We start from the raw sequence: 19,802 nt of genomic DNA, 5'->3' as shown, positions 1-19,802 counted from the left end.
TCATCAAGGTATAACCTGAAAACAAGATTTTAAATTATATTTATAGAGCTAAGTAGCCTGTGGTGCAAACAACGCTTGCTTAAGCTGCTGACAAGCCTTTTCAATTGCATCTATACTACCTGGATTCACCAAACCAAAATAATCAAACACATAGACTCGGTTATTTTTAGTCGCTTGCAGTTGCCGCCAAAAAGCTTCTTTTTTCAGCGAATCTAAAAGCGCTACTTCCGAATTGCCTTGCGGGGGATTAACCAAAATTATCACTTCTGGATTTGCTTCTAAAACCTTCTCAGCCGAAAGCGTCACATAGCCACCAATTGGACTTTTTCCTTGTAAATCTGCTGCTATATTTTTCGCCTGGAATTTCGCCAACAAATCCCCTGCCCAACTATTTTTATTCGGCGCTAAAATTGGTTGACGACTAACCAGCGCTAGAGTAGAAAAACCCTGAGTTGGCTTTTCTGGCAAAAAAGTTTTATAACGATTTAACAAAGGCTGAGGATCAGCGTCAATTGATTTAGCAAGTGTTTTAGTAAGTTCTTCTAAAGATTTCCAGTTATTCACCTTAGTGAGAAAGGTCGGAATTCCTAGCTGCTGAAGTTTTTGAATTGGGATGTTAGAAAAACCTTCTGCACCAATAACTAAATCTGGTTTGAGTGCCACCACTTTTTCTAAATTTGGCGGACTTTGTCCTTCACTAACACGGGGAATATCCTTGAATCTGGAGTCATTCTTAAATAATCTGCTGCCAGTGATTCCGACAATTTTTGTTTGATCAAGTCGAGAGATGATGTCAGCAGCAAGAGAAGAAAGAGCAACAACTCTTTTTGCTGATCCTTTTGGTAATTGCTGAGAATTTGTGTTTGTCGTCTCAGTAGGGTTTGTGACTTTTGTTTGTGGCTGCTGAGTGGTTGCAGTCGTGCAAGCAGCTAAAACTATACTCATCAAAAGTGCTAAAGCAGATAAGAGCCAACGACGATGCATATTAAAATTCCTTCTGGGGTAGAAATGGCATAAGAAGCATACTCAGCACCACATTCAAAAATAGCAAATGTAACTTTTAGTTCACAGAGCCAATCAGGGTATTCTTGGTTCAAAAATTCTGCTAGTTTTGGGAGATTTTCACTAACCGACGTAGAGGCAGAATCTACCCAATAACAGACTAAACTTGATTTGTATTCAGGTGTTTTATGCGTTTATGTGTTTATCAAAAAATACGGCAACACAAATAGGCTTTTGGCAGTCTTGAAAAAATAGGTTTTAAAACCTTTACTACTTAACTATATAATTCGATACACGTTGTCCACAATTATCTGAGTTGGGGTCGATGATTATCGTAAATTAAAGGGTTTAAGACCGAATGTCAACACGTAGCTCAGAGTTTTGGTGGCTCCGACTCCGCTCAGAAATAAGAATCTGAAACTTTCTTCAATTTTGAATTTTGAATTGTTAATGTGTCCATCTACTGGTAGGTATGTCTAACCATCCCTTGAACGTTGCAAGATCAACATTATTTTGGCGGTGTCTATTCGCTGTTGTTTTCACTAGTAGTTCGTTGCTCCCCAACTTTGAGAGCGAAGCAGCAAGGGCGCAAGGAACTGAGTATTGTCAGTTATCATCAACGGCGGCGCAAGAAAAAGAAAACTTACGTTTATCAGCCCTCAAAGGCAAGGAAGATGCTCAAACGCGCTACCAAAATATGGTAGAAAAGCAGGCAGAGGAATTACATGAGTGCCGCACTCGGACTTGGCCGCAAATCCAAGCCATTTGGTTGCGCTTGTATCCCTGTGACATTCAGCCAGGAACAATTGATCAGATTATGGATCGGATTGTTAACCGTGGCTATAACCAAGTTTATTTAGAAGTATTTTACGACGGACAGGTATTATTGCCAGCAAAAGCTAACCCGACGGTTTGGCCTGCTGTGATTCGCACTCCAGGAGCAGAAAACACCGATATACTCGCCACAGCAATTAAAAAAGGTCGGCAACGCGGTTTGAAGGTCTACGCCTGGATGTTTACCATAAATTTCGGTTATACTTACGCCCAGCGCCGAGATAGAGAAGGTGCGATCGCTCGTAATGGCAAAGGTCAAACTAGCCTATATGTTGTAGATAACGGCTCTCAAGTATTTATCGACCCTTACAACTTGCAAGCAAAACGCGATTACTACCAATTAGTACAAGAATTTTTGCGCCGTCGCCCAGATGGTTTGCTATTTGACTACGTGCGTTATCCCCGACAAGCTGGAAGTGATTCCATCGCCACCAAAGTTTCAGATTTATGGCTATTTAGTCCTGCAACTCAAGAAGCTTTATTTAAACGGGCACAGAATTATAAAGGGCTGGACTTAATTCGCCGCTTTTTGAGTAAGGGATATGTCACTGGCACAGATATAACGGAAGTCGATAAACTTTATCCCCAGGAAGGAGAACCCCTTTGGCAAGGACGCATTCCCCCACCAGCGCCAAGCTCAATCCTGCCTGTAACCAACAGACAACCACTTTTACAATGGCAGTTATGGCAGCTTGCCGTTGCCCACGCTATGCAAGGAATTCTAGATTTTGTCACCTTAGCTAGTTACCCAGCAAAGCAGCAAGGTATTCCCGCAGGAGTGGTGTTTTTCCCTGATGGCAACCAAACTGTCGGACAAGGCTATGATTCGCGTTTGCAACCTTGGGATCGGTTTCCCACTACATTGGAGTGGCATCCCATGTTATATCGGACTTGCGGTGATGTTAGTTGTATTGTGGAGCAAGTGCAACGGGTTTTGAGTATGGCAAAACCGGGTACGCAGATCATCCCGGCTTTAGCTGGTCAGTGGGGAAAATCCGTCAGTAATCGTCCATCCCTAGAAGTACAAATGCAGGCACTTCGCCAATTTGCTCCCCAACTGAAGGGAGTTAGCCATTTTGCCTATTCTTGGCAATATCCTGAAAGTGATAGCGATCGCAAATTCTGTCGGGTTAAGTAGACTTATTCCAGAAGTAGTGAAAGGGATCGAATTTCCCTTTCAGCTTATACAGCTATTTCCAGGTAAATAGACCACACGGTAGGGGCACAGCAATGCTGTGCCCTTACGACAGATGTGGTTCAAAGACATGATTTATGCTGTAAATTGAAGAAGAATGCAGAATCCAGAATTCAGAATTCAGAATTCAGAATTCAGAATTCAGCAATCTTTCAGTCGGGGATTGGGACCCGCCACTGAATTGTTGCACCACCAAATCTACGATTTGGTGGGGGTCTAAAAAGAGGTTATTCATCCGCTTTTTCGTACAGAATACCCAACTGAATTCTGACGAAAAAGCGCCTGAATTCTGTTCGATAACTACAGCTTAAGTATGGAGTGCAGCGAGTCGTTGGAATGCCGACGGTGCTGGATTATCTGCGAGGTGCTGGCGGATCACCTCGGCACACGCACCCGAACTTAACAACGAGGTATCAACTTCCAGGTCATAGATGCCAGGGATGTGGACTTCACGTTGCCATAACTGAACCGGACGTGGCATCCAGGAGTCGGCTGCACTGACCACGTTCCACCCCGTGTTTTGTCGTCGTTCCATAATGCTCTCGATGGGGCAGCGAACGCCTACGAACAAGACCGGCAATCCGTTCAAACGTCGGGCACTATCGGCCAGAATACCGTGAGGGATTGCGTAGGCTTCATGGTGTCCGACATCAACCACGACATTCAGACCCAAGCGGCTGTGGGCGGCGATGGACTCATACATGGCGCTGTACAGAATGGGAACCAGGGGTTCGATGTCCTGGCGTTCTCCCCCTGGCCGCAGACCGATCCCAGGCAGGTATCGTGCGGGAGTCATTTGCATAAACCTATCGACACCTAAGTTCATCCATACACCATCAAATGTCTCCTGGATGACTGCGACAATGCTCGACTTCCCCGATCGCGGAACACCATTTAGGATGATAATCTGTCCTAGCTCCTGTGTCTGCCCCATGATCACTCCTCGCGTCCCTAATATATATAGTTAGCAGTTCCACGTTAGGGCTATTTTGTGGAATCGGCAATTGAAAATGCTTCTACCTCAGCCATGAGCCATTGGCTGAGGTAGAGATTTGATTGTGAGTGCAAGCACAGCCTCTTCTCTACGAGAGGCTAGCCACAGAGGGCGCAGAGAAGATAAAATTATAAGTAAAAATATTAAGAATTATAAAACAGGAGTCAGAATACAGAATTCAGAATTGGTGAATACTCTACCCATAAAGGGATAGAGTTTTAAGGCGAGAATATTTTAATTGTTTTCGCCCACCATTCCACTCGCTTTTAACCAATATTCATCATCCACTCCTACAGAATTCAATTCTGAATTCTGACTCCTGAGTTCTGAATTCTTCTTATAAAAATGAAGCGTAAATGGACAATTTCACTTTTGGTACTGCCAATCCCAATTTTAGCTTTAATTTACACTTATAATTCACGCGTTCAGACCACAACCAAGATAGCTGAGAACAAAGTCACGATAGATGAAATAAAGCCAGTTCTTACGGTAGGACTAGATCAACCGGTTGATATTTCTCCAAACGCCCAAAAAAGTCTTCAAGGCTATGGAGGTGAATTCAAATCAGCAGTACCTTTACCAAACATTGCTGTGTCAGCACAAAAGGCGCTGGAATTAGCAAATAAAGTTACGCTTTCCAGTTTAACGCAACCGCCTATTAAAACCACAGTTGAATACTTATCCTACACAGATAAAGGTCGAGATTTTGTCAATAAAAATGTTTGGCGGGTAGTTTATTGGGGTTCACCACTAATGATGACTGGACCTCCACCTGTGGTTAATGCAGATGGCTCTATTTCCCAAGTTCCCAAAGTAAAACTACCCAGTAGTAAGAAAGCAATTACTTATGTTTTGATAGATCCTAACGATCCTGATGGAAAAAATGACTTTATTAGCACAGTTTCCGCAGGTTCAGTTAACGATTAAGTTTTTACCTTTTTTGAGATGAATTAACTTAAAGCCAAGTCTTCTGGTGTATCACAGTTAAACAGCATTTCCGGTTCTGATAAGGGCAAAATTTCTACAGGATATTGCCGAAGCCACTCTTGAAACGATCGCCCCCTTGGTTGATAAACTCTAAGAGGTTGTTTGAAAAGTCCTCTTCTTGGTAGCAAAACGTTCTAGATCCCCCTAAATCCCCCGATAAATTGGGGGACTTTGATTCCGGTTCCCCCCTTTTTAAGGGGGGTTAGGGGGGATCTAGAAGTGCCTAAAATCACAACTAAATACTTTTCAAACACCCTCTAAGAGTTGTGGCAAACAGCGACGGCGATAGAAACCACATAGAGGTTCCCAGCCTTTGGGATGATTAGCTAAAGCTGCGATCGCATCATCGCAATTTCATTAGCTGATGGTGTCCCATTCTCTGTGTAACTGCACTCCTGCACAATTAAATGTTGACTTAAATCACTTGATATGTTATAATAACGACCTAATTTTACACTCCAGAGAAATTCGTTGAATTCATCTTGGATAGCGATACCTACGGTGGGCTTTGCCAACGCTTTTTCTAACCAAAGAGAGTCCTGAGTTGGGAAAAATGCACAAGAGTAACTCTCCAAGAAATTAATTATCCAAAATCTCAAACTACCTAGTTGACACTTTACCGTCTGGACGGTAATATATATTTAGTTAACCGTCCAGACGGTAATTTAATAGTAGATACTTGAATCCAATCTCTATCAATCTTGGATTGAGAATATGATGTTTACCATTGGAAATCCCTTTGCTAATCAAACTGGTTTCAGTTCCCATAGCAATTCGCTGCTATCTCAAAATCCGCTGGTTCGACGTGCTACGGATTTGTTGGATGAAACTTTATACTGTATGATTGCATCCCACCGATTTTCAAAGAGAGCAAGTATGCATTGCCAATAAATCTAATCCTAGCCTTGCTGCCCCACAGATGAAGCAATGAGACAAGATATTGACAATCTCGTTGCCAGATAAACTGTGTTCACCGGACAATTTATCTAGTTCCATCATTCAAGCTCTATGACTGCTACCAAAAAAACAAAATCTACGTCTGTCACCCGTAATGCATTGCTAGAAGCTGCGGGGCGAGTGATGGTAGCACATGGTTCAAAGGCATTGACGTTGGAGGCAGTTGCCCGCGAAGCAGGTGTCAGTAAAGGTGGATTACTTTACCACTTTCCCAACAAAGAAGCCTTGATTGCTGGAATGTTGCAACAGCTAATTGATCAAAAGGCAGTATTACTGGAGCATGAATTGGAGCAAGATGATGCACCGAATACACCAGGACATTGGCTAAGAGCCTATATCCGGTCACATGGAAAGTTTGATGGTCACTCTAGTGCAATTCAATTCAGTTTGCTAGCAGCAGTTGCTGAAAATCCAGAATTACTTAAGCCAGCTCAAGAAAACTTTGCTGATTGGCAACGGCAAATTGAAGCAAGTGGACTCGATCCAGCGATCGCAACTGTGATTTATCTAGCGATCAATGGTCTATCCTTTGTCCACCTCTTTGGTCTTGGAGTCCCGGAGGAGTCTTTGCAAAAACAGGTAATTGAAACTCTGCTGAAACTAGCGCGAGAGTAATTCGTAATTCGTAATTATAGCGGTTATCGTTCATGTGAGGAACACCCGTAGGGGCAATTCATGAATTGCCCCTACACGTTGCGATATAATTTTGTACCGCATCTGAGTGGGAACCGCTATAAGTTAGAGAGACGTGATAAAGAAGAATGCAGAATCCAGAATTCAGAATTCACCAATCTTTCAGTCGGGGATTCAGCGCTGCATTGCGGTCTTGGGGTCTCCCCTCTTGTGCAACTTTGTAAGAGAGACCCGCGACTGATTTAAGACCACCAAATGTATGATTTGGTGGGGGTCTTAAACCCAGTTATTCATCCGCTTTTTCGGTCAGAATACCTAACATGAATTCTGACTCCTGACTCCTGAATTCTGTTCGATAAATCGCCGTCTCTACAAACGAATTTATCCATCAATTATTTATTGACAGAAGTAGTCGATGATGTGCCAAATGGTAACAGCATCCGGCTCAGTTCAACCTGCAATTTTTTACAGAATGAAGGAGATTTTATGACTGCCGTTTTACAATTCTTACCGACCGATTCACAATTCCTACTCAGTCCTTTTTCTTGGTTGGCTAAAATGCGTCGGGAAGCAGCTGTTTTCTACGACACAGAGCATCAATGTTGGATGGTGTTTCGCTATGAAGATGTGGCACGGGTATTAAGCGAATGGAAAACCTTTTCATCTAAAGTGCCGCAACCCCCCGAACAAAAAGATTTCACTCAGTCTTTGGTCTCCACCGATCCGCCTAAACATAAATCACTGCGCTCAATAGTACAGAAGGTATTTACTGAAAATCGAGTTGAAGCATTGGCTCCTCGGATTACCGAACTTACTCACGAGTTGTTGGAGCAAATGAAGCAACACAAACAGGTCGATTTAGTACATATTTTCGCAATTCCCCTGCCGATAATCGTGATTGCAGAAATTCTCGGTATACCCTTTCAAGACCGGGAAGATTTCAAACGCTGGTCAGATGGGATCATAGCTCAAGATCAAACTGCTACTAAAGACATGGCTGACTATTTCCGCCAATTACTGAATGAGCGGCGATCGCATCTGGGCAACGACCTAATCAGCGATTTAATTACGGCTTATGAAGGGGGAGAAAAGTTGACCGCACAGGAACTCGTTGATTTTTGCATGGTACTCTTGGTAGCTGGGAATGAAACTACAACTAACTTAATTACAAATAGCATTTGGTCTCTGCATGAGCATCCTGATGAAAACCAACGATTACGAAATGACTTGTCTCTATTACCGAGGGCAATTGAGGAAGTACTGCGTTATCGCTCCCCGATTACTTACTTACAACGATACACCCAAGTAGAAACCAAAATTGGAGACCAGATAATTCCTCAAGGGCAACTTGTGCGGGCATGGATAAGTTCTGCCAATCACGATGAACTTAAGTTTGAGAATGGCGATCGCTTCATCATTGATCGAGAACCTAATAAACATCTTGCCTTTGGTAATGGAATTCATTTCTGTTTGGGCGCACCTTTAGCTCGACTAGAAGCCAAGATTGCGCTGAAAGCTTTGCTGGAGGAATTTCCTAACCTTCGCGTTGACTCAAAATTGCCTCTTAAACCAATTCCAACACTGTTGGTGCATGGAATGGAAAGCTTGAGTGTTCTGTTATAGGAATAGTTGAAATGGGCGACGCCGAATAGCCCAACCCAGGCATCGCCTCTGGGTCGATCTTTTTCTTGGTATTGATCTACTGAATGCTTCCAAACTGGTGCTTTTAATTAAGTAGGAGTAAATAAAATGAAAAATCAAAAATGGAACGCAAAAAATATTCCGAGTCAAAAAGGAAGAGTAGCAATTGTAACGGGTTCGAGTAGCGGCATCGGTTATGAAACAGCGCGGGTTTTAGCTAATAAACAAGCGTCTGTAATCATTGCGGTTCGCAATTTGGACAAAGGAAACAAGGCATTGGCAAAAATTCTTCAACAGAATAAAGATGCCGATGTAAAGGTGATGGAACTTGATTTGGCGAATTTAGCATCAGTTAAAAATTTCGCTGAAAACTTTCAGAAAAATTATTTGCGTCTGGATTTACTGATTAATAATGCGGGTGTGATGATTCCGCCGTATTCAAAAACGACGGACGGTTTTGAATTGCAGTTCGGCACTAATCATCTCGGACATTTTGCTTTGACGGGACAGCTTTTGCAACTTTTGATCAGCACCGAAGGCTCACGAATTGTCAATCTTTCGAGCAGCGCACATATTATGGGCAAGATAGATTTCGATGATTTGAATTGGGAAAAGAGAAGTTATGACAAATGGAAAGCCTACGGCGACAGCAAACTTGCCAGCCTTTATTTTACCTACGAACTCGACCGAAAACTAAAAGATAGTGGTATCGACATAATTGTAACCGCCTCGCATCCGGGCTGGACGGCAACCGAATTGCAGAGAACTTGGGGCATTATGGAATATCTCAGCAGCATCTTTGCTCAAGATATCACGATGGGCGCATTACCAACCTTGCGGGCGGCAATCGAAGCAGACTTGAAAGGCGCGGAATTTTTCGGTCCCAATGGGTTTATGACGATGCGCGGCTATCCAATAAAAGCCGAAACGAACAAATTATCCAAAGACAAAGCGATCGCCAAAAAACTATGGGTTGTATCGGAAAAACTAACCGGTGTGAAATTTGAATTTAAGAAAAAGATTTCCTCATCTTCGCGTTGACTCAATCCAGACTCTTAAACCAATTTCAACACTGTTGGTACATGGACTGGAAACCTTGAGTGTTTTGTTCAGGACTTACGCACTCAAAACCTGAAACCTAGATCCCCCCTAACCCCCCGATAAATTGGGGGGAACCTTAAAAGCCCCCAATTTATCGGGGGTTGGGGGATCTCTTGTGCGTAAGTCCTATTGTTATAGAAATAGTTGAAATCGGCGTAGACGTAGCCCAACCCAGGCATCGCTTCTCAAGAATAGGAGAGAAGCGCTCGTCTAAAGTTAAAAGCGGTTATAAATCGCCTTTACACGAGACTTTACCCGCCTGCGCGGGTTAAAAGCCTTGATTTTGAGTTAATCCGCGCAGGCGGACGAGAGTTTGTATAGCCGCTATTTTTATTAACCCAAGTGTATTGATTTATGGTGCAATATACTTGGGTTAAGCATTTCTTCCTTCTCTTTCTTTGCCTTCTTCTCTACCAGACGCACTGGCGTTTGCGTCCTTAGCAGTTCGTTAAAAAAATTCTGTATTCTTTTTCAATTAACTTAAAGCCAAGTCCTCTGGTGTATTACAATTAAACAGCATTTCGGGTTCTGATAAAGGCAAAACTTCTACAGGATATTGCCGAAGCCACTGTTGAAACGATCGCCCCCCTTGGTTGATAAACTCTAAGAGTTGTGGTATACAGCGACGGCGATAGAAACCACATAGAGGTTCCCAGCCTTTGGGATTATGAGCTAAAGCTGCGATCGCATCATCTCCCACACTATCAAGTTTAGTTGCCCAATCTTGCAACACCTCAACTCGCAACCTCGGCAAATCGCAAGCTAGCAGCAGCACCCATTCTGTTTGCACTTCGGCTAGTCCTTGGGCAAACCCAACTAAAGGCCCGTGGGCTAGAGATTCTCCAGACATAGGTACTTCTCGAATAAACTGACAACCAGGCAAAAGCAAGTCTTGATAGCGTTCTGGCCAGGGAGTGACTACATAAACAACATCAGCACAGCTTTGAGCAATACCACAAACTCGCTCTAACAACGGCACTCCTAGAATGGCAATCAAGGCTTTATCCTGACCCATCCGAGAACTTTTACCGCCAGCCAACACAATTGCTGTTAATTTACTAGATGAGTCAATAGTCATTCGCCAAAAAAATAGAGGGTAAAAATATATCTTGCACTTGTAGGCATTACCCGCCAGCGATTCAAATCGCTGGCTAATAGCTAAAGTCCATTGAAATCGACTGAAATTATTGTTTAGTCCTCTAAAAGAGGACTTAAGCTATTAGCCAGGGGTTTATAACCCCTGGCGGTTGAGGTTCTCAATGAGAATATTGAATATTTAATCCCTCACCTGACTTTCCTGTACTTGCTGCAATAAATGCTCTGCACTTTCTGCCGGTGCAAGACACTTCAAACCTTGGCAAACTAACCCAACGCTTCCCTCTGGTAAATCAGATGTGATGGCAAACACAGCCACAGGTAAATACTTGGGGATCAAAGCGTTAATCTGCTCAGTTGTGCTGCGAATCAAGGTAGAATTACGATACCAATCCAAAGCTGTAAATAAACTGGGACAAGCTTGGGGAGCGCGATGCATGACACTCCGAAAAGCTTTCAAACCAAGTTCCGCTAAATCTAAATAATCTAGATTATCGGTGAGTAGAGCCAGACGCACAAGGTTAGCGATCGCAATTCCATTCGCTGATGGTGTAGCATTATCTGCGTAACTACGCTCTCTGACAATTAAATCTTGACTCGAATCACTTGATGTGTTATAATATCCGCCTAACTCTACACTCCAAAGAAATTGGTTGAATTCGTTTTGGATAGCGATCGCTTTTTCTAACCATTGCTTCTGCTCAGGATTAGAAGCTTGTAAATCTAGCAAAGCTTTAATAAACAAAGCGTAATCTTCAGACTGAGCTAAAACGCTTGGTTCTCCTTGATAGTTGAGTCGGTGGAAACGCCCATCGACAAACTGATTTTCCCAGATAAAATTTGCCGCTCGTGCTGCTAATTCCAGATATAACGGTTCTTGGAACACCCCAGCAGCCCTAGCCAGCCCAGAAATCATCAAGCTATTCCAGGCGACAATCATTTTCGTATCTGTCACCGAAGGAATGCGACCTGGCCAGTTAGCGGTTTTTGCTTCCTGATTGTTACGAGCCGGGGGAAAAGTTTCCAGTGACTCAGAACTAACGCCATAGCGAGCGGTAAACAGCTTGCTCAGTGCCGTTTCCAGCGTTGCACTCAGTTTACCCGAATAGCGTCTTTGCAACACATTACGTCCCTCAAAGTTGCCGTTAGGTGTCACCGTAAACTGTTCTAATTCCCTTAGTTCTTCAGGTGTTAACAGTTGTTGTAGTTCGCTGTAACTCCAAACGTAAAAAGCTCCTTCTTCTGGTTCTACCGCCGTAGATTCACTGAAGCTGTCGGCATCTTGAGCAGCATAGAAGTAACCTTCCGGCGCGGTCATTTCCCGCTTTAGCCATAGTACAGTACCAGCAACCGCCCTCTCAAACGCTGGTTCTTGTACTCCTGTACTCCACAAAGAAGCTAGAAACTCCACAATCTGTCCATTGTCGTAGAGCATCTTTTCAAAGTGGGGTACTGTCCAAGTCGGGTCAACAGTATAGCGATGAAAACCACCGCCCACATGATCATAAATGCCTCCCAGCGCTAAGTCTAGTCCCCGTTGGGTACAAACTTGGTTGCCATCATAGCGAGATTCAAAATTAAATCTAATTCCCCGCAGTGCTAATTCTGTGTAGGGAATCATCGGAAAACTATTGCCAGATTGACTAGGAGTGATTACACCTGTGCTGATTTCCCAACCTTGGCGGAGTAATTTATGGTCTTCAAGCTCGGTTGTTGTACCGTCTTGCAACACCGCAGACGTGAGCAGAGACTCAATAATTAAGGCTTTGCGTTGCTGTAAGTCCTCTTTTTCTGTATCGTAATAACGGCGAAGGGTTTGCAACACCTGCAAAAATCCCGGACGACCATAGCGCGGGTCTACAGGGAAATAAGTACCAGCGTAAAACGGCACTAAATCTTCTGGAGAAAGAAAAATATTCAAAGGCCAACCACCTTGACCGCTCATCAATTGCAAAGCCTGCATATAGATGCTATCGAGGTCAGGTCTTTCTTCCCTGTCTACTTTGATGGGAAGATAATTGGCATTCATGTAGTGTGCGATCGCAATATCAGAAAAAGCCTCGCCTTCCATGACAGTACACCAGTGGCAACTAGAATAGCCAATGGAGAGAAAAATCGGTTTATTTTGCGCCCTTGCAGTTGCAAGGGCTTCGTCACACCAAGACCACCAATCAATGGGGTTTTCGGCGTGTTTGCGGAGATAGAGGCTCTTAGCTTCAGCAAGGCGATTAGTCATGATTAAATGCAAGTAGTTGCCTTCTTTGCTCAGTCTACTCTTGATATCGCCTACACCTGTGCAATTTATGAAACAATTTTATTGAAGCGATCGCAATAATAAACTAACCATATTTGGTGGCGTTTCTCGCACAGGAGATGCTGTCTTTGTTTGAATTAAAGTATTTGGGCTAAGTCCTGCTATCAGGTGGAGCAAGAAGGTGATGATGGCGGCTTGTACAAATTTTTCCAGCATGGCACGTCTCTCTCTGGGTGGATAGCATTTCAACTAGGACTGGTTATTCTAAATACACCTCGTACTATCGATTTACCGAATCTAACAAAAATAACTTAATAATTGCTGAGGGAAATCCTAAGAAAATGTTTAAAATGTTACTGAATATTTAACGTAATTCCCTAAGCAAGTCGGATTGCGGTTATCGGTCTAATCACCACATCGCCAAGGTTGTGCAGCAAAGTCCGAGATATGAGATTGGCGAGAGTTGGGTTTTTTTGATTTATTCTTCCCCAAATCGGGATATTCTATTAGACAGCTTTTGTTGCTAAAAAGTGCCCTTCGGGGTTGAATCTATTGCAAAAGCACATTTTGCTCCTTTGTTGGAGAAGGCAGAATGGCAAAGATTTACTTTTATCTACCTGGGAAGAGTAGAGATCAACCCCAGTTTCCTGCTGTCACCGATAAAATGTATTTAAAGTAGCCACAAACACGCTTCCATGATTCCTATCGTTATTGAACAATCGGGTCGAGGTGAACGCGCCTTTGACATCTACTCACGGCTGTTACGTGAGCGCATCATCTTTTTGGGACAACAAGTTGATAACAACATTGCTAACTTGATTGTTGCCCAACTGCTGTATTTGGATGCTGAAGACTCGGAGAAAGACATTTATATGTACATCAATTCTCCCGGTGGTTCGGTGACGGCTGGTATGGGCATTTTTGACACTATGAAACATATTCGCCCTGATGTCTGTACCATTTGTACCGGATTGGCGGCGAGTATGGGTGCTTTTCTCCTCAGCGCTGGTGCTAAAGGTAAGCGGATGAGTTTACCCCATTCTCGGATTATGATTCATCAACCTCTAGGCGGCGCTCAAGGACAGGCGACTGATATTGAAATTCAGGCGCGGGAAATTCTGTACCACAAGCGGCGGCTAAACAACTATTTAGCTGAACATACAGGTCAACCAATTGAGCGGATTGCTGAAGATACTGAACGTGACTTTTTCATGTCGCCAGAGGAAGCCAGGGATTATGGCTTAATTGACGAAGTGATTGACCGTCACGCTGCTGGTAGCCGTCCAGTAGTTGCTCTTGTTAATTAATAGTCACGATTGGTAAATGGTGATTTACCAGTTTTAAACCCCAAAAATAACCCCTCTTCACTTATGAAGAGGGGTTATTTTGGGAATGGGTGGACTGCTAAAGTACTTAGGAATGAGAATTAAATAACATACAATTTATATCCCTGGTTTACCTCACCCTCAATCCCTCTCCTTATAAAGGAGAGGGAAGCTAGAGACAGGATAAAGTTTTGCATCTTGTTTAATCCATGTTCCTTAATACCGATTTGGACAAATGACCAACTAAAATCCCGCTATTGGGTTTGGCTGAGATTGTAAGTATGTGAGGAATCCGTGTAATTCTTCTTCAGTAAGCAAACTACGCGATCGCTTCCCATAGGTTTTAATTAGATGCTCGCGTCCCTGTTCTGTTGTCAACCCTAAACGCTGCATTTCGACATCGGTTTTAGCCAATACCTTAGATAAATCCTCAGAAGACATTCTAGTAATTATCTTGTCTGATTCTTCTGAGTATCTAGAAAAATCTTGGAACTCGTCATATTCTGCGTAAAGCTCAGAGTTATCTTCTGGTATAGGGTGAGATTCCAAGTATCTGAGGAAATCCAGTAATTCTTCCTGGGTAAGCAAAGTGCGATCTGGCTTGTTATAAGTTGTTATGAAATACTGTTCTTCCTCGTTTTTTGTCCACCATAACCGTCCGATTTCAACATTAATTTTGGCAATCAGAACTTCGTCTAGTGTTGGTGCCGATTGAGATACAAGGTATTGGAAGAAGTCTAGGAATTCTACTTCTGTCAGCAAAGTATGTGATGGCTTCCCATAATTTTTTGTGAGATGTTTCCGTCTCTGCTCTGTTGTCCAGCCTAATCGCTGCATTTCAACATTAATTTTGGCAATCAGAACTTCGTCTAATGTTGGTAATGGTTGAGATACAAGGTATTGGAAGAAGTCTAATAATTCTACTTCTGTAAGCAAAGTAAGCGATCGCTTCTCATAGGTTTTTTTGAGATGTTCTCCTCTCTGCTCTATTGTCCAGCCTAATCGCTCCGTTTCGACATTAATTTTGGCAATCAGAATTTCGTGTAATGGTGGTGTTGGTTGAGATACAAGGTATTGAAGGAAGTCCAACAATTCTGTATATACCAGCAAAGTATGCGATCGCTTCCCATAATTTTTTTTGAGATGTTCCCGTCTCTGCTCCATTGTCCAGCCTAATCGCTGCATTTCGACATCAATTTGAGCAATTACTTCCGAAAAATTCACAGGTTCCATAGCTTCGTTAATGTTTCAACAGTTTATGTCTTTTGTCATTGACCCTTACCAATCACAAAGGACAAAGGACAAATGACAAATGACAAATCAAAATCCCGCTATTGGGTCTGGCTGAGATTGTAAGTATTTGAGAAATCCGTGTAATTCTTCTTCAGTCAGCAAAGTGCGCCCCCGCTTACCGTAGGTTTCAATCAGATGCTCTCGTCCCTGTTCTGGTGTCCAGCCTAAACGCTGAAGTTCGACATCTGTTTGAGCAATTACATCCGATAAATCCACGGGTTCAGCTTTCTTCTTTCTCTTTGCTGTCACTGACGGGGTGCCGAGATTCTCTTGAGGGCTGTAACTCCGAGGTGTAAATGGTGTGACATTATTGGTAGAAATTCCTGGAAAACTTTGATTTTCCACCTGATTATCAAAGGTTAATTCCAAGTTTTCAACTGGAGGATCAAATTCTAGCTCCCGGTTGCCAGTCACAGAAAAGTTTTGACCTAAATCCTGACTATAGGTATCGCTTTCTAGGGGCGCAGCATTACTGTACCCGTACTGTTCGTTACTGCTTGTTACTACTTCTGGTTTGATGTTCCGTACTCTGGAAGGCGGCACAGATATTTCTTTGTCGCTGACCTCTGACCAGTGACTACCAACAAAATCCTCATCTTTTGTAGAGGAATAGGCAGCAGGCTCATTTAATCCACTTTTGGTATTTAAGGAAGGATTTAACTCCGCCGGGGAAATTGGATTTGAGGTAAATGCCACTGATTCTGGTGGCGCATTTGTAATACCCAAAACTATCAGCGCTCTAGTTCTGGCTTGGTCTTCTGCTGCTTCTACCGTTTCTGCTGCTGCCATACCCGTAGCACGGGTTACGCCTTCAATTTGTACGCTTGCCCGGACAATATATTTTCCTTGAAAAATTTGCACTAATTCAGAAATCAAACTGCCCTTGGGATACAAGCTCTGGAATTGAGCCAACATAATACTGCTACCAATCTAAATCTTTTGAATAACGGGGTCGATACTGCCTGTATGCTCAAGCGAGGTAAACTACCCTTACTTTAATTTACATCCACTCGATACCCAGGATGCTTCCCCATTTTGCTTACTATCTGTCATCGGTTTCTTGGGAGGCGATGAGTAGGTATAATTCCCTGCTCTGAGCCACAAGCTGATATTCTTGCTTTGCCTTGTGTCCCAACCTCTGTAGTCTTGCCTGCAATGCTATACTGATTACCTAACTAGATATCTAGAACTATTTTCTGGAAGTGCGCCCTAAATCTACAATAATGAAGATAAGGTTCGCCCTCACTGCTTATTAAGCTGCTCACCTAATTGTTACCGATTCTACATGTGGGAAAATTGGGTTCATCGGCAGTTACTCCTAGTTAAAATCAGAGTCTAATGGCGTAAGATTACCTTCACTCTAGACAATCAAACACCTGTAGTTTCCACACCACTTGCTCCACTTGGGGAGACATGCCAGATCCTCCACTTGGGGAAACCCCAAGACCGGACTGGCTCCCCAAGACCGCAGTGGCTCCCCTGCATAGCGCTTTTGGGCAGCATGGAGAGTTCTCTAAACCCAGCTTCTCAAAAACCCGTCGCGTAATTACCTAGCGGGGCTAAATTTTAATCAGGCGTGCTTTCTTAAGTTTGGTTAGGTGAAGAGACTTGAACGCAGGCGAACTCTGAGAGCATCGTGCAGTGAGAAGTTCGTATATGCCCAGAGTTGTCCGTGGGTCGGCTTCCTTTGCTCGGAACTAGTAGTTTCCCGCTCTTGCTGGGTCGGGCTTTCTTTCCTTAGAACTTAGGAAGCCTTGCTTCAGGGCAATTCGTTTCCAGCTTGTTTCTGTAAGCCGTAAGCGTATACAGAAAAGAACCAGATTGAAGAAGAATTCAGAATTCAGAATCAATTTAAATTCTGAATTCTGGCTCCTAAACCTAGTTGCTCCACTTGGGGAAACCCCTGTTCCCGCACTGGCTCCTCCTGAATTCTGTTTTGTTAAACAACAAATGATGTTTTGACCAAAGGTCGGTTCACTGCATGGAATTTTCAATCGCTACACTCCTTGCCAATTTCACCGATGATAAATTGGTAGCTCGGAAGGTTTTAGAAAAGAAACTTGGCTGTGAAGATGAAAAAAGTTTACAAAAACTTCACATTGCCTTAGATGTTCTCGAAAAAATCGGTCTTTTAGTGAAAGAACGGGGCAAGTATCGCCGTGTCTCAGAAGAGGGAATAATCGAGGCAAAACTCCGTTGTTCTAGTAAAGGCTTTTGCTTTGCGATTCAAGATGTGGAAGGAGCTGAGGATATTTACATCCGCGAAAGTCATCTGAGTAATGCTTGGAATGGCGATCGCGTTTTGGTCAGAGTTCTTAAAGAAGGCAGTCGCCGTCGCTCTCCTGAAGGGGAGGTGAAGCTGATTCTAGAACGTTCCAACCACACGTTATTGGCACGAATTAAGCAGGTGGAAAGCGGTTTCCGAGCTGTGCCTTTAGATGATCGATTGCTGTTTGAACTCAAAATCCAACCTAACGGGGCAAAATTAGAAGAAGCGATCGATCACCTTGTTCATGTGGAAGTCTTGCGTTACCCGTTGGCACAATATCCTCCCCTCGGTCGAGTGGTGCAAATCCTCGGTAGCGATGCTGAAGCTGCTGCTGATATAGATTTAGTTACGTGCAAACACGACCTTTCCCGGACTTTTCCAGATAATGTCCTAGAAGCAGCCGTGAAGTTGCCCAAAAAGCTACTGAAAGCAGACCTGAAAAATCGCTTAGATTTACGTAATTTGTTTACTCTCACCATTGAAGGGGTAAATGGCGGCGATCCCAAAGTTATAGAAAACGCTTTTAGTTTAGAAAAAAACTTAGCCGGAAATTGGCTTTTGGGCGTTCATATCACCGATGTTTCTCACTATGTCTTACCTGACGAAGCCCTAGATAGAGAAGCACTTAAACGGGGAAAATCAGTGTATCTGGGAGAATTGGTGTTGCCAATATTGCCGCCAGCTGTGATAGAACGCTGTTCTTTAATACCTGGGAGCGATCGCTTAACTATCTCTTTTTTAATTACAATTGATCCCAAATCGGGACAAGTGTTGGAGTGGGAAATTCAACCCAGTGTGATCAATGTCGAAACTGCACTGAGTACAGAACTTGCCCAAGCAATTCTTACAGGTGAATCTCAAGAGAGATCCCCACAGCTTTCTCAGATTCTGCAAGACCTCCAAGCCTTGCAAACAGCCGTGAAACAAGTAAGGTTGACTCGTGGTAGCCTCCAGTTGAATCTGCCGCCCAGCCAAAACGCCTATTATGATGAGGGGATTCTCGGTACTGTGGTGGTGAATGATTTACCGGTGCGATCGCTACTCACAGAGTTGGTGCTGCTAGTTAATCAACTGATCGCAACTCACTTAAATGCCCTTGGTGTTCCCGCTATCTGGCGAGTTCAAAGTACACCTGATGTTGAAGATGTCCAGGAAATGCTGAAATTGGCAGTCAATTTAGGCGTTGACTTAACACTAGATCCAGAAGTCGATATCCAACCCTTAGATTATCAACATTTGACCACCGCTTTTGGCGAATCTCCCTCTGAGCAAGTTCTGACCTACTTATTGCAAGATACACTTAAGCCGTCTGCATACAGCACCACCAAAGGATCTCACTTTGGTTTGGCACTACCGCAATATGTTCACTTTAGCGCTCCCTTGCGGCGTTACCCCGATTTGCTCATGCAGAGAGTGTATTACACGCTACTCGAAAACGGACGCGATCGCCGCAATACCCGTGTGAGAGAGCGCGTTAACCTGCGCCACTCCTCCAGCCATGAGGAAATTAACTGGAACGTTTTACCGCCAGAATTGCAACAAGAACTCCAAAGCGATTTAACTAGGGTAATTGTCCAAATCAACGACCGAGAAAAAGAAGTCCAAGAAGCCGAAGCCGATTTAGCCGGACTGCAAAAAGCCCAACTGATGAAGCAGCGCATCGGTCAGGTATTTCAAGGGGTAATTACTGGTGTTCAATCCTACGGTTTCTTTGTGGAAATTGAAGTACCAGCCGCCGAGGTGGAGTCCAGCAGTAATCCTGGTGTACCTTTGCGGGTAGAAGGATTGGTACACGTCAGTTCTCTCAAAGATGATTGGTATGAATATCGCGCCAGACAACAAGCACTATTTGGTCGCAAAAATCGTGCTTCCTATAGACTAGGCGATCGCGTCGCCGTGCAAGTTAAAAGTGTCGATTACTACCGTCAGCAAATTGATTTGGTAACAGTCGGCAGCGATGGTCTAGCCAAAAATTTAACTGGCAGTGGTTCCCATGAGGAGCTTTCAGACCTCTACTTACCAAATGACATTGAGCCTGATGACCTAGACTCTTACTCTGAGGATGAATGAAAAGTCCTGCTGAAGACAGAATTCAGAATACCTCACACCTGAAGTCAGGGCGAAGAGTCACGGAAACAATTTAATATCACGCGCGATTAAAATCGCTTGTTCTAAACCCCTCTTATACATCCAGTACTTCGACAAGTGGCACAGGTCGCTCT

The 19,802-nt window shown here is 43.6% G+C and carries 15 protein-coding genes and 2 pseudogenes; 7 read left to right on the top strand and 10 right to left on the bottom strand.

Annotated elements, in window-relative coordinates; translation table 11 throughout:
- Positions 1–48: 48 nt before the first annotated feature.
- Positions 49–984 (bottom strand): ABC transporter substrate-binding protein, encoded by a 936-nt coding sequence (locus V7K27_RS04160; protein WP_334944591.1) that lies wholly within the window; start codon positions 982–984, stop codon positions 49–51.
- 490 nt (positions 985–1,474) lie between these two features.
- Here V7K27_RS04160 and V7K27_RS04155 point away from each other — a divergent pair, with 490 nt between their 5' ends.
- Positions 1,475–2,974: a family 10 glycosylhydrolase gene (locus tag V7K27_RS04155; RefSeq protein ID WP_334944590.1), complete on the top strand. Its 1,500-nt coding sequence runs from the start codon at positions 1,475–1,477 to the stop codon at positions 2,972–2,974.
- A 364-nt stretch (positions 2,975–3,338) separates the two neighbouring features.
- Here the strand turns inward: V7K27_RS04155 and V7K27_RS04150 are convergent, their stop codons facing one another.
- Positions 3,339–3,965, bottom strand: coding sequence for a chloramphenicol phosphotransferase CPT family protein (locus tag V7K27_RS04150; RefSeq protein ID WP_334944588.1), 627 nt, complete (start codon positions 3,963–3,965; stop codon positions 3,339–3,341).
- 405 nt (positions 3,966–4,370) lie between these two features.
- Here V7K27_RS04150 and V7K27_RS04145 point away from each other — a divergent pair, with 405 nt between their 5' ends.
- Positions 4,371–4,952 (top strand): hypothetical protein, encoded by a 582-nt coding sequence (locus tag V7K27_RS04145; protein WP_334944586.1) that lies wholly within the window; start codon positions 4,371–4,373, stop codon positions 4,950–4,952.
- 23 nt (positions 4,953–4,975) lie between these two features.
- Here V7K27_RS04145 and V7K27_RS04140 read toward each other — a convergent pair.
- The 3 genes and pseudogenes from V7K27_RS04140 to V7K27_RS04130 form a co-directional block, all read right to left on the bottom strand.
- Positions 4,976–5,089: pseudogene (locus V7K27_RS04140) on the bottom strand (molybdenum cofactor guanylyltransferase); the annotation flags it as partial.
- 168 nt (positions 5,090–5,257) lie between these two features.
- Positions 5,258–5,360: pseudogene (locus tag V7K27_RS04135) on the bottom strand (molybdenum cofactor guanylyltransferase); the annotation flags it as partial.
- Complete coding sequence (locus V7K27_RS04130; RefSeq protein ID WP_334944582.1) at positions 5,339–5,527, bottom strand: hypothetical protein; 189 nt, start codon at positions 5,525–5,527, stop codon at positions 5,339–5,341. The gene V7K27_RS04130 and the pseudogene V7K27_RS04135, both read right to left, overlap by 22 nt.
- 493 nt (positions 5,528–6,020) lie before the next feature.
- On the opposite strand from V7K27_RS04130, the gene V7K27_RS04125 reads away from it, so the two are divergent.
- From V7K27_RS04125 to V7K27_RS04115, 3 genes are all read left to right on the top strand, one after another.
- A complete protein-coding gene (locus V7K27_RS04125) occupies positions 6,021–6,584 on the top strand; it encodes a TetR/AcrR family transcriptional regulator (protein ID WP_292766045.1) in 564 nt (187 codons plus the stop codon).
- Positions 6,585–7,088: 504 nt separating this feature from the next.
- On the top strand, positions 7,089–8,225 hold the full coding sequence (locus V7K27_RS04120) for a cytochrome P450 (RefSeq protein WP_334944579.1): 1,137 nt from the start codon (positions 7,089–7,091) through the stop codon (positions 8,223–8,225).
- Between the two features lie 126 nt (positions 8,226–8,351).
- Positions 8,352–9,284 carry an SDR family NAD(P)-dependent oxidoreductase gene (locus V7K27_RS04115; RefSeq protein WP_334944578.1) on the top strand — a complete coding sequence of 311 codons (933 nt, stop codon included), beginning with the start codon at positions 8,352–8,354 and terminating at the stop codon, positions 9,282–9,284.
- 535 nt (positions 9,285–9,819) lie between these two features.
- On the opposite strand, the gene V7K27_RS04110 is transcribed toward V7K27_RS04115, so the two are convergent.
- The 3 genes from V7K27_RS04110 to V7K27_RS04100 all read right to left on the bottom strand — a co-directional run bounded on the left by V7K27_RS04110 (position 9,820) and on the right by V7K27_RS04100 (position 12,909).
- Positions 9,820–10,422 (bottom strand): molybdenum cofactor guanylyltransferase, encoded by a 603-nt coding sequence (locus tag V7K27_RS04110; protein ID WP_334944576.1) that lies wholly within the window; start codon positions 10,420–10,422, stop codon positions 9,820–9,822.
- Between the two features lie 198 nt (positions 10,423–10,620).
- Positions 10,621–12,675: a thioredoxin domain-containing protein gene (locus V7K27_RS04105; protein ID WP_334944574.1), complete on the bottom strand. Its 2,055-nt coding sequence runs from the start codon at positions 12,673–12,675 to the stop codon at positions 10,621–10,623.
- 78 nt (positions 12,676–12,753) lie between these two features.
- Complete coding sequence (locus tag V7K27_RS04100) at positions 12,754–12,909, bottom strand: hypothetical protein (RefSeq protein WP_334944572.1); 156 nt, start codon at positions 12,907–12,909, stop codon at positions 12,754–12,756.
- A gap of 479 nt (positions 12,910–13,388) precedes the next feature.
- Between V7K27_RS04100 and clpP the strand changes: the two genes are divergently transcribed.
- A complete protein-coding gene (clpP, locus tag V7K27_RS04095; protein WP_334944570.1) occupies positions 13,389–14,000 on the top strand; it encodes an ATP-dependent Clp endopeptidase proteolytic subunit ClpP in 612 nt (203 codons plus the stop codon).
- Between the two features lie 261 nt (positions 14,001–14,261).
- Here the strand turns inward: clpP and V7K27_RS04090 are convergent, their stop codons facing one another.
- Positions 14,262–15,251, bottom strand: a complete 990-nt coding sequence (locus V7K27_RS04090; RefSeq protein ID WP_334944568.1) for a hypothetical protein — start codon at positions 15,249–15,251, stop codon at positions 14,262–14,264.
- Positions 15,252–15,338: 87 nt separating this feature from the next.
- The gene (locus V7K27_RS04085; protein WP_334944566.1) at positions 15,339–16,226 is read right to left on the bottom strand and encodes a hypothetical protein; all 888 of its coding nucleotides are present in this window, start codon (positions 16,224–16,226) and stop codon (positions 15,339–15,341) included.
- Between the two features lie 1,066 nt (positions 16,227–17,292).
- Here V7K27_RS04085 and V7K27_RS04080 point away from each other — a divergent pair.
- The gene (locus V7K27_RS04080; RefSeq protein ID WP_334944564.1) at positions 17,293–19,650 is read left to right on the top strand and encodes a ribonuclease R family protein; all 2,358 of its coding nucleotides are present in this window, start codon (positions 17,293–17,295) and stop codon (positions 19,648–19,650) included.
- Positions 19,651–19,802: the final 152 nt, after the last annotated feature.

The organism is Nostoc sp., assembly GCF_036919575.1.
In the GTDB taxonomy this organism is placed as follows: Bacteria; Cyanobacteriota; Cyanobacteriia; order Cyanobacteriales; family Nostocaceae; genus Nostoc.
The sequence above is the reverse complement of the archived record's forward strand: the minus strand, read 5'-3'. Positions and strand labels throughout refer to the sequence as shown.

Excerpts from the sequence above, each read along its gene's own strand:
- V7K27_RS04120 (WP_334944579.1), top strand. The coding sequence starts at position 7,089 with ATGACTGCCGTTTTACAATTCTTACCGACCGATTCACAATTCCTACTC.
- V7K27_RS04110 (WP_334944576.1), bottom strand. The coding sequence starts at position 10,422 with ATGACTATTGACTCATCTAGTAAATTAACAGCAATTGTGTTGGCTGGC.
- V7K27_RS04080 (WP_334944564.1), top strand. The coding sequence starts at position 17,293 with ATGGAATTTTCAATCGCTACACTCCTTGCCAATTTCACCGATGATAAA.
- V7K27_RS04115 (WP_334944578.1), top strand. The coding sequence starts at position 8,352 with ATGAAAAATCAAAAATGGAACGCAAAAAATATTCCGAGTCAAAAAGGA.
- V7K27_RS04125 (WP_292766045.1), top strand. The coding sequence starts at position 6,021 with ATGACTGCTACCAAAAAAACAAAATCTACGTCTGTCACCCGTAATGCA.
- V7K27_RS04090 (WP_334944568.1), bottom strand. The coding sequence starts at position 15,251 with ATGGAACCTGTGAATTTTTCGGAAGTAATTGCTCAAATTGATGTCGAA.
- V7K27_RS04100 (WP_334944572.1), bottom strand. The coding sequence starts at position 12,909 with ATGCTGGAAAAATTTGTACAAGCCGCCATCATCACCTTCTTGCTCCAC.
- clpP (WP_334944570.1), top strand. The coding sequence starts at position 13,389 with ATGATTCCTATCGTTATTGAACAATCGGGTCGAGGTGAACGCGCCTTT.
- V7K27_RS04160 (WP_334944591.1), bottom strand. The coding sequence starts at position 984 with ATGCATCGTCGTTGGCTCTTATCTGCTTTAGCACTTTTGATGAGTATA.
- V7K27_RS04150 (WP_334944588.1), bottom strand. The coding sequence starts at position 3,965 with ATGGGGCAGACACAGGAGCTAGGACAGATTATCATCCTAAATGGTGTT.
- V7K27_RS04155 (WP_334944590.1), top strand. The coding sequence starts at position 1,475 with ATGTCTAACCATCCCTTGAACGTTGCAAGATCAACATTATTTTGGCGG.
- V7K27_RS04105 (WP_334944574.1), bottom strand. The coding sequence starts at position 12,675 with ATGACTAATCGCCTTGCTGAAGCTAAGAGCCTCTATCTCCGCAAACAC.
- V7K27_RS04085 (WP_334944566.1), bottom strand. The coding sequence starts at position 16,226 with ATGTTGGCTCAATTCCAGAGCTTGTATCCCAAGGGCAGTTTGATTTCT.
- V7K27_RS04145 (WP_334944586.1), top strand. The coding sequence starts at position 4,371 with ATGAAGCGTAAATGGACAATTTCACTTTTGGTACTGCCAATCCCAATT.